Source organism: Streptomyces sp. NPDC017993 (assembly GCF_044328065.1).
Lineage (GTDB): Bacteria > Actinomycetota > Actinomycetes > Streptomycetales > Streptomycetaceae > Streptomyces.
In genome coordinates, this window is the sequence record NZ_JBIRGO010000007.1 from 397,445 (window position 1) to 404,243 (window position 6,799).

The 6,799-nt window shown below is 68.6% G+C and carries 8 protein-coding genes; 5 read left to right on the forward strand and 3 right to left on the reverse strand.

Features of this window, described 5'->3' with window-relative positions; genetic code table 11:
• Nucleotides 1-89 precede the first annotated feature (89 nt).
• From ACH4FH_RS15905 to ACH4FH_RS15920, 4 genes are all read left to right on the forward strand, one after another.
• Entirely contained in the window at nucleotides 90-899 is an 810-nt protein-coding gene (locus ACH4FH_RS15905; RefSeq protein WP_393895848.1) for an ABC transporter ATP-binding protein, read from the forward strand.
• A 59-nt stretch (nucleotides 900-958) separates the two neighbouring features.
• Complete coding sequence (locus tag ACH4FH_RS15910; RefSeq protein WP_398556424.1) at nucleotides 959-1,369, forward strand: NfeD family protein; 411 nt, start codon at nucleotides 959-961, stop codon at nucleotides 1,367-1,369.
• 103 nt (nucleotides 1,370-1,472) lie between these two features.
• The gene (locus ACH4FH_RS15915; protein ID WP_398556394.1) at nucleotides 1,473-2,408 is read left to right on the forward strand and encodes an SPFH domain-containing protein; all 936 of its coding nucleotides are present in this window, start codon (nucleotides 1,473-1,475) and stop codon (nucleotides 2,406-2,408) included.
• Nucleotides 2,409-2,470: 62 nt separating this feature from the next.
• Nucleotides 2,471-3,238, forward strand: a complete 768-nt coding sequence (locus ACH4FH_RS15920; protein WP_398556395.1) for a sulfite exporter TauE/SafE family protein — start codon at nucleotides 2,471-2,473, stop codon at nucleotides 3,236-3,238.
• Between the two features lie 42 nt (nucleotides 3,239-3,280).
• Here ACH4FH_RS15920 and ACH4FH_RS15925 read toward each other — a convergent pair whose 3' ends face one another.
• The 3 genes from ACH4FH_RS15925 to ACH4FH_RS15935 form a co-directional block, all read right to left on the reverse strand.
• Nucleotides 3,281-3,784 (reverse strand): HNH endonuclease, encoded by a 504-nt coding sequence (locus tag ACH4FH_RS15925; protein ID WP_398556396.1) that lies wholly within the window; start codon nucleotides 3,782-3,784, stop codon nucleotides 3,281-3,283.
• 418 nt (nucleotides 3,785-4,202) lie between these two features.
• Complete coding sequence (locus ACH4FH_RS15930) at nucleotides 4,203-4,742, reverse strand: YbhB/YbcL family Raf kinase inhibitor-like protein (protein WP_398556397.1); 540 nt, start codon at nucleotides 4,740-4,742, stop codon at nucleotides 4,203-4,205.
• Nucleotides 4,743-4,783: 41 nt separating this feature from the next.
• Nucleotides 4,784-5,566 carry a sporulation protein gene (locus ACH4FH_RS15935; RefSeq protein ID WP_398556398.1) on the reverse strand — a complete coding sequence of 261 codons (783 nt, stop codon included), beginning with the start codon at nucleotides 5,564-5,566 and terminating at the stop codon, nucleotides 4,784-4,786.
• Between the two features lie 171 nt (nucleotides 5,567-5,737).
• Here ACH4FH_RS15935 and ACH4FH_RS15940 point away from each other — a divergent pair, with 171 nt between their 5' ends.
• Entirely contained in the window at nucleotides 5,738-6,391 is a 654-nt protein-coding gene (locus tag ACH4FH_RS15940) for a DNA-3-methyladenine glycosylase (protein WP_398556399.1), read from the forward strand.
• The last annotated feature ends 408 nt before the right edge of the window (nucleotides 6,392-6,799 follow it).

A 6,799-nucleotide genomic window follows, 5' to 3' on the forward strand; every position in this document is an offset into this window, starting at 1 on the left:
CTCCCCAGCCTAGGCAACAGCTCTGACAACGAGTGGCGTAGGTTTGCTGGGGGGCTGCGCCTACAGGTGCACGCGACGACCGAGAAGCAATGGGAGACAACGCGCTCATGAGCGATGTGCTGGAGCTGGTGGACGTATCCGTGGTCCGCGAAGGACGGGCTCTGGTGGACCAGGTCTCCTGGTCGGTGAAGGAGGGTGAGCGCTGGGTGATCCTCGGTCCGAACGGCGCCGGCAAGACCACCCTCCTCAACGTCGCCTCCAGCTACCTCTACCCGACCACCGGGACGGCCTCGATCCTCGGTGAGAAGCTCGGCAAGGTCGACGTCTTCGACCTCCGCCCGCGCATCGGTATGGCCGGCATCGCCCTCGCCGACAAGCTGCCGCGCAGCCAGACCGTCCTGCAGACGGTCCTGACCGCCGCCTACGGCATGACCGCGAGCTGGCAGGAGAGCTACGAGGAGGTCGACGAGCAGCGCGCCCGCGCCTTCCTCGACCGCCTGGGCATGACCGCGTACCTCGACCGGAAGTTCGGCACTCTCTCCGAGGGCGAGCGCAAGCGCACCCTGATCGCCCGCGCGATGATGACCGACCCCGAGCTGCTCCTCCTGGACGAGCCCGCCGCGGGCCTCGACCTCGGTGGCCGCGAGGACCTGGTGCGCCGTCTGGGCCGCCTGGCCCGCGACCCCTACGCGCCCTCGATGATCATGGTCACGCACCACGTCGAGGAGATCGCCCCCGGCTTCACCCACGTCCTGATGATCCGCCAGGGCAAGGTGCTGGCCGCCGGCCCGCTCGACCTGGAGCTGACCTCCAGCAACCTCTCCCACTGCTTCGGCCTGCCGCTGATCGTCGAGCAGCGCGGCGACCGCTGGACCGCGCAAGGTCTGCCCCTTTCCTGACCGATCGTGCCCTGTCCCGGGCCGTCCCGCGGATCTACCATGAAGCCGTGGACGCATGGGTGTGGTGGCTGATCGCCGCCGTAGGGCTGGGTATTCCTCTCGTCGTGACCGCGATGCCCGAATTCGGGATGCTCGCGGTCGGTGCCGTCGCCGGTGCCGTCACCGCAAGCCTCGGTGGCGGCGCCGTTCCGCAATTCCTCGTCTTCGCCGCCGTATCGGTCGCGTTGATCGTGGTCGTACGCCCCATCGCCAACCGCCACCGCGGCCAGAGTCCGCGCCTGGCCTCGGGAGTTGACGCCCTCAAGGGCAAGAGCGCCACGGTTCTCGAACGCGTCGACTCCGGCGGCGGCCGCATCAAACTCGCCGGTGAGGTCTGGTCCGCCCGCGCTCTCGACACCGACCAGGTCTACGAACCGGGCCAACAGGTCGACGTCGTCGAGATCGAAGGGGCCACGGCGGTCGTCATCTGACCTGAACCCGCTGCGCCGCGCGCCTCGACTCTGAAAGACTGATCAACCGCCAAGCCGGTCAGACGGTCGGCACGGACCAGCAACGAAGGGCACGGGAGCCGCAGTGGAACCGATCATCATCGTCCTGATCATCCTGGTGGTGCTCGTGTTCATCGCACTCATCAAGACGATCCAGGTCATCCCACAGGCCAGCGCCGCCATCGTCGAACGCTTCGGGCGCTACACCCGTACGCTCAACGCCGGGTTGAACATCGTCGTCCCGTTCATCGACTCCATCCGCAACCGCATCGACCTCCGCGAACAGGTCGTGCCGTTCCCGCCGCAGCCGGTGATCACCCAGGACAACCTGGTCGTGAATATCGACACCGTCATCTACTACCAAGTGACGGACGCCCGCGCCGCGACCTACGAAGTCGCCAGCTACATCCAGGCGATCGAGCAGCTCACCGTCACCACCCTGCGCAACATCATCGGTGGCATGGACCTGGAGCGGACCCTGACCTCCCGCGAGGAGATCAACGCCGCGCTGCGCGGCGTCCTCGACGAGGCCACCGGCAAGTGGGGCATCCGCGTCAACCGCGTCGAGCTCAAGGCCATCGAGCCGCCGACCTCCATCCAGGACTCGATGGAGAAGCAGATGCGCGCCGACCGCGACAAGCGCGCCGCCATCCTCCAGGCCGAAGGTGTCCGGCAGTCCCAGATCCTCACCGCCGAAGGCGAGAAGCAGTCGTCGATCCTGCGCGCCGAAGGTGACGCCAAGGCCGCGGCGCTGCGCGCCGAGGGCGAGGCCCAGGCCATCAGGGTCGTCTTCGAGTCGATTCACGCCGGAGACCCGGACCAGAAGCTGCTCTCCTACCAGTACCTCCAGATGCTCCCGAAGATCGCCGAAGGCGACGCCAACAAGCTCTGGATCGTGCCGAGCGAGATCGGCGATGCCCTCAAGGGTCTCGGCGGCGCCCTCGGCAACTTCAACCCCGCGGGCGGCGGCAGCATCCCCAAGCCCAGCTCCCCGAACCGCGAGGCGCCCCCCATCGATTGACGGGGCAACCTCCTGGGGCATGATCGGGGCGACACATACCGATCATGCCCGGGGGAGTCCGCATGAGTATCTGGGAAGCACTCGCGGTCTTCGTCGCGGGAATCGGCGCAGGCACGATCAACACCATCGTCGGCTCCGGCACCCTCATCACGTTCCCCGTGCTGCTGGCCGTCGGCCTGCCACCCATCACGGCCAATGTCTCCAACACGCTCGGTCTGGTGCCCGGTTCGCTCAGCGGCGCCATCGGCTACCGCCGCGAACTCAGCGGCCAGCGCCGCCGCATCGTGCGCTTCGGCGTCACCGCCTTCATCGGCGGCCTGGCCGGCGCGGTCCTGCTGCTCGCGCTGCCGTCCGAGGCCTTCGACGCGATCGTGCCCGCGCTCATCGCCGTCGCCCTGGTCCTGGTCGTCGCCCAGCCCCGGCTCTCCGCCGCACTCCGCGCCCGCCGTGCCCGTACCGGCACCACCGGCCATCGCGACGGGGGCATCGCCCTCCTCACCGGCCTGCTGTGCGCCAGCGTCTACGGCGGTTACTTCGGCGCCGCCCAGGGGGTCCTCTACCTCTCCCTGATGGGCCTGCTGCTCAACGAGGACCTGCAACGCCTCAACGCCCTCAAGAACGTCCTCGCGGTCGTCGTGAACGGCGTCGCGGCGATCTTCTTCCTCTTCGTCGCCGAATTCGACTGGACCGCCGTCGTCCTCATCGCCGTGGGCTCGGCCCTCGGCGGCCAGATCGGCGCGAAGGTCGGCCGACGGCTGCCCCCCACCGTCCTGCGTGGCGTCATCGTCGCCGTCGGCCTGGCGGCCATCGCCCAACTCCTCCTGAACTAGGACGGTCGGGCGACGGCCCACAACGTGCCGGGGCAAGGCACCTCAGGCCGGTAGAGCCAGCCAGTCCGGCAGTTCCTCCCGTACGGAGACCTCGAGCGCAGACAGCATCGCGTCCGCCGGCGTCGGCTCGAACGGACGCCGCAGCAACTGCATCCCCGCCTGCTCGGGAGTACGGTCCGCCTTGCGGTGATTGTCCTCCGCGCACGATGCGACGGTATTCAGCCAGGTGTCCCCACCGCCGTGCGACCGCGGCACGACGTGGTCGACGGTCGTCGCCCGCCGTCCGCAGTACGCACACCGGTGCTGGTCACGGACCAGCACACCCCGCCGCGTCCACGGCGCCTGTCTTCGGAACGGCACCCGCACATATCTGCTGAGTCTGATCACCCGCGGCACCGGCACATCCACCGAGGCGGCGCGGATGCGAAGCCCGGGGTGAGCGTGCTCGACGACGGCCTTGTCCTGCATGACCAGCACCACCGCACGCCGCAGCGACACCGTCGACAGCGGCTCGAAGCTCGCGTTGAGCACCAGCGTCTCGCGCATCCCGCCCACCTCCCGGACCCCGTTCGCCCCCGCGGCGAAGTGGTTCCACTGTGCAGTGGAAGGGATTCCCAGGACAACGCAATTTCCGCATGCCAGAAGGTAAATGACGGGCCATCAGAAGATGAACAGGGAGTGGCCGCTCGTGCCGGTCATCCGCCGCCGGTGGGAGGGAGCCGGACCCCGGCCCCGGAAAAGGGTGCGCTCCGGGTCCCACCCCCGTGAACACGCGGGACCCGGAGCGAACGGCAGCCGGCGCGGACGCCCGACAACGAGTGCGGACTCCGGCAAGCGGCGGGGGACACACCTGCGCCCCGCCGCTCCCGCTACTGCGGTACCGACTGCCCGACGGCCCGATGCAGGCCGTCAGCCACGTACCACTCTGTGTGCGGGAGCGCCGGGGCGCAACGGAATTAGCGGCTCAGCCCTCCGCGGGCACCTCGAACTCGGAGATCAGCTGCGCCCGCCCGACGGTGTGGAACCGCAGGTTGAAGCCCACCACCGCGGGCGAGGCATCGGCGTCCGGGCCGAGCTTCTCCTGGTCCACCGCGTACACGGTGAACACGTAGCGGTGCGGCCCGTCCCCGGGCGGCGGCGCGGCGCCACCGAACTCCCGCGTCCCGTAGTCGTTACGGGCGTGGACGGCACCTTCGGGCAGCCCCTTCATGTCACCGGACCCGGCACCGGCCGGCAGCTCCGTCACCGACGCCGGAATGTCGAACAGCGTCCAGTGCCAAAAGCCGCTGCCGGTCGGCGCGTCCGGGTCGAAGCAGGTGACGGCAAAGCTCTTCGTCCCCGCGGGAGCACCCTCCCACCGCAGATGCGGCGAACGGTTTCCCCCGGCATGGACCTGTTCCGAACGCAGCGTTCCGCCCGGCTCCACCTCATCGCTGGTCACCGTGAACTGCGGCACCGGCGGATGGAAATCGTGCGGGAGCGGCCGCCGCTTCAGCTCGGACACTTCGAACCTCCTGGTCGCTTGCTGACACCTGTCCGCCCAGGTTAGAGCCAGTTCCGCTTACCGCCGACCTCCGCCAGCCACTGGTTGAGGTAAGCGGCCCAGTCCGTTCCCTCGAAGTCGTTGAGGCCGACCGTGAACGACCGGAAGGAGTCCGTCCCCTCGGTGAACAGCCCCGGCTTCTTGTCCATCTCCAGCACGACGTCCATCTCGCGGTCGTCGGCGACGAAGGACAGCTCCACCTGGTTCAGCCCGCGGTACTGCTGCGGGGCGAAGAACTCCACCTCCTGGTAGAACGGCAGCTTCTGGCGCGTCCCCCGGATGTGCCCCTGCTCGAGGTCAGCGGCCTTGAAACGGAACCCGAGCCGGCCGAACGCGTCGAGAATCGCCTGCTGCGCCGGCAGCGGGTGCACGTTCACCGGGTCGAGGTCACCGGAGTCCACCGCTCGCGCGATCTCCAGCTCCGTCGTCACGCCGACGGCCATGCCGTGCAGGTGCTGGCCGAGAAACGTCGTGATCGGCGTCTCCCACGGAATCTCCAGACCGAACGGCACGGTGTGTGTCGCCCCGGCCTGCACCTCGAACGCGCCACCCAGCCGCTGCTTGGTGAACTCGATGTTCCGCTTGTACTCCTCCTCGCCGCTCTCGACCTCGACGCGCGCCTGCAGACCGACGGACAGCCCCTCGACCTGCTGGGCAACGGACCCGCCCTGGATCCGCACCTCGCCCTGGACGACCCCACCGGGGACGACGTTCTCCTCGAAGAGGACCGTCTCCACCGACGCGCCCCCGGCTCCCAAACTCGCCAGCAGCTTCTTGAACCCCATGCTCGTCCTCCCCAGGCGGAACGCCTGTGCTCTGTGTAGCTCGCCGAGATCTCGGCTTGATTCCTACCCACGCGAAACGGCGCGGGCCGGTTCCACGGCCATACCTTCCCAACCCCGGTACCCCGCTGACCAGCCGCCCGTTCATATACGGCTGCACTACTCTCGGAGCGCATGACCGACGTACCGGAACGTATGCCGCTCACCCGCGATTTCTTCGACCGCCCCGTGGTGGACGTCGCCCCCGACCTGCTCGGGCGCACCCTCGTACGCCACACCCCCGACGGGCCGATCGAGCTCCGCCTGACGGAGGTCGAGGCGTACGACGGGGAGACCGACCCGGGCTCGCACGCCTACCGGGGCCGCACGGAGCGCAACGCCTCCATGTTCGGCCCGCCCGGTCACGCGTACGTCTACTTCATCTACGGCATGTGGTTCAGCCTCAACCTGGTCTGCGGCCCCGAAGGCAAGGCGAGCGGTGTCCTCCTGCGCGCCGGCGAGATCGTGACGGGTACCCCGCTGGCCGCCGCCCGCCGGCCCAAGGCCCGCAACACCAACGAACTCGCCAAGGGCCCGGCGCGCCTGGCCACGGCTCTCGATATCGACCGCAGTCTGAACGGCGTCGACCTCTGCGACGGCGACCCCGACCATCTCGCCGTCCTGCACGGCAGCCCGGTGGCGCCCGCCGACGTGCACAGCGGTCCGCGCACCGGCGTAGGCGGCGAGGGGGCCGACCACCTCTGGCGCTACTGGATCGCCGGCGACCCCACCGTCAGCCCGTACCGCCCGCACGTCCCGCGTCGTCGCCGTGCCACCAGCGCTACTTGACTCTGTCGGGCCAACCGCCTAACGTGGCCCGAGCCGCTGGAGACGGGCAGCGCTATCTGCGTGGACCGCCAGGCGGCACAACCAACTACTACGAACGCTCCCCCTGACCGGGGTCTTCTTTCGCGTTGCCGAAATTCGACCTCACCGGCCCGATTATGAGTCGCCGGGGAAAGCAGCTAACGTAGTGACCACGCCGAAAGGCGCGAAAAACCCCCTCCGACAGGTAATCGGAACCGTATTTCGAACCCACCGCGATAAGCGGGGGAGCGGAAAAGGATCTGATAGAGTCGGAATCGCGAAGAAGCCGAAAGGTCGAATCGCACCGGCGAAAATCAGGACCGCGAGGATCTGATAGAGTCGGAAACGCAAGACCGAAGGGAAGCGCCCGGAGAGCCTGGTGAAACAGGC

Bases quoted from the DNA above. Each gene is read 5' to 3' on its own strand.
- ACH4FH_RS15920 (WP_398556395.1), top strand. From the start codon at position 2,471: ATGAGTATCTGGGAAGCACTCGCGGTCTTCGTCGCGGGAATCGGCGCA.
- ACH4FH_RS15935 (WP_398556398.1), bottom strand. From the start codon at position 5,566: ATGGGGTTCAAGAAGCTGCTGGCGAGTTTGGGAGCCGGGGGCGCGTCG.
- ACH4FH_RS15905 (WP_393895848.1), top strand. From the start codon at position 90: ATGGGAGACAACGCGCTCATGAGCGATGTGCTGGAGCTGGTGGACGTA.
- ACH4FH_RS15925 (WP_398556396.1), bottom strand. From the start codon at position 3,784: ATGCGCGAGACGCTGGTGCTCAACGCGAGCTTCGAGCCGCTGTCGACG.
- ACH4FH_RS15940 (WP_398556399.1), top strand. From the start codon at position 5,738: ATGACCGACGTACCGGAACGTATGCCGCTCACCCGCGATTTCTTCGAC.